The following is a 1,743-nucleotide window of genomic DNA, read 5'->3' on the forward strand; positions in this document are numbered from 1 at the left end:
CGAGACGGTCCCGGCCAAGGGCGAGACAGTGGTGGGGCTGTCGCTGGTGGACGGGATGCTCCCAGCCATTCCCTTGAAGACCGGCGACGACGTGCGGGTGGTTCAGACCCCCGGTGCGCAGGGCCAGGTCGGCGAGGTGTCGCCGGTGACCATCGCGGCCAAGGTGGTCGCGGTCACGCGCTCGCAGGACGGGCAGTTCGCCCTGGTCGACTTGCTGGTGAGCGCGGACGCCGCACCCGATCTGGCAGCTCGCGCGGCGACCGGCAAGGTCGCCGTGGTGCTCGACTCCCGGGAGCGGTGTCGCCATGCCGCTCTTCACGGTCGCGTCCGTCTCGGGCTCGTTGGGGGTGACGACCCTGTCGGTCGGTCTGGCCCTGACGTGGCCGCGTCCGGTGGTGCTGGTGGAAGCCGATCCGTCGGGCGGCTCGGCGATCCTGGCCGGGTACTGCACAGGTGTTGCCCGCCCCGGACTCTCCGAACTCGTGTTGGCCCACCGACACCGACAGCTGGCCGACGAGTTGCCCTCGCGGCTGTTTCCCCTGGCTGACTCGAACGCGAGCCTGTTGCCGGGGCTACGGGCGCACCAGCAGGCGGCGTCCCTCCTGGGCGTGTGGGACTCGCTCTTGGACGCCTTGCGTGGACTCGAGGTCGACACGGGCGTGGACATCGTCGTGGATGCCGGCCGGCTGGGCATGGTCGGCAGCCCGGAACCACTGATCTCGGAGTCGGACGTGACCGTGATCGTGACGGGGACCGGATTGCCCGAGCTGGCCCGGGTGCGGTCGTGGCTGCCCGGACTTCAGGAAGGCTCGCTGGGCGACGTGCGGTTGGTCATCGCGGGCCCGGCACGTCGGTACAGCACGTCCGAGGTCACCAAGACCTTGGGCGTGCCGGTGGTCGGCGAGGTGGCGTGGGATCCGGACGCCGCGCGGTGGTGGTCCCACGGGGAGCCTCAGCGTCGGTTCGAGCGTTCGCCGCTGCCCAGGTCCGTGGTGGCGTTGGGTGAGTCGCTGCGAGCCCTCGCACCGCGCACCGAAGACGCGCTACCGCGCACCAGGACGGGGGCGGAACGATGACCAAGCAGCCGCAGCCCACCTGGGAAAGGCCCGACTTGGCCAGCGTGCCCCTGTTCACCGCCTTCGGCGACGGCACCGATCCGGCGCGGCCGGGCCGGGTCCGCTCCGGGTTCACCCTGTCGACGGCGGGCGCACCGACCGCGTCCTCCCTCCACGTCGTGGGCCGCGAGGCGAGGTCGGGCGTCGATGGTCGACCCACGGAGCGGTCGACCGAGGTGGACTGGGACGAGGCGTCGGAACTGCGCGCGCTGGCGTCCAAGCGCTTCTCGGAGCGGATCGGGCAGTCCCCCTTGGGGGACGAGATCGCGCGGCAGGAGCTAGGAGACTGCTGAACAAGGCGCCATTCTGAGGGCGTGTTGAGTATGGGCGACGATCGGGACGCCGCCAAGGCCGTCGAGCGGCGAGTGTGAGTCGGCACCCAGAGTGCGACAACGGGGTCGCCCCGCCCGTCTGAGGTCCATGGTGGCGGCTGTTGGTTAAGGGTTAAGTGCCCTCGGGCGGTCGGTCAGGCCAGCGCCCAGCCGGTCGGTCCGTGGGTGAGGCCGAGGGCGAGGAGTCGGCGCAGGTTGATCGCCGCGACCCGGTTGTGGAGCCAGTTGTCGTTCCTGGTCACGCCCCGGTAGGGCACTTTCCGGTTCCCTCGGGTCAGCCAAGCGATCGTGCGTTC

3 protein-coding genes and 1 pseudogene are annotated in these 1,743 nt (G+C 71.0%); 2 read left to right on the forward strand and 2 right to left on the reverse strand.

Annotation, left to right across the window (positions count from 1 at the left end):
- On the reverse strand, positions 1 to 307 hold a 307-nt coding region (locus Q1K57_RS02310), incomplete at its 3' end, for a hypothetical protein (RefSeq protein ID WP_300078575.1).
- On the opposite strand from Q1K57_RS02310, the gene Q1K57_RS02315 reads away from it, so the two are divergent.
- Both Q1K57_RS02315 and Q1K57_RS02320 read left to right on the forward strand, forming a co-directional pair.
- A complete protein-coding gene (locus Q1K57_RS02315) occupies positions 306 to 1,076 on the forward strand; it encodes a hypothetical protein (RefSeq protein WP_300078577.1) in 771 nt (256 codons plus the stop codon). The genes Q1K57_RS02310 and Q1K57_RS02315 overlap by 2 nt on opposite strands.
- Complete coding sequence (locus Q1K57_RS02320; RefSeq protein WP_300078579.1) at positions 1,073 to 1,408, forward strand: hypothetical protein; 336 nt, start codon at positions 1,073 to 1,075, stop codon at positions 1,406 to 1,408. The genes Q1K57_RS02315 and Q1K57_RS02320 overlap by 4 nt, the downstream gene beginning before the upstream one ends.
- A 173-nt stretch (positions 1,409 to 1,581) precedes the next feature.
- Here the strand turns inward: Q1K57_RS02320 and Q1K57_RS02325 are convergent.
- Positions 1,582 to 1,743: pseudogene (locus Q1K57_RS02325) on the reverse strand (IS5/IS1182 family transposase); the annotation flags it as partial.

Origin of the sequence: Propioniciclava sp. (assembly GCF_029977985.1) — a bacterium.
Taxonomy (GTDB): Bacteria; Actinomycetota; Actinomycetes; order Propionibacteriales; family Propionibacteriaceae; genus Propioniciclava.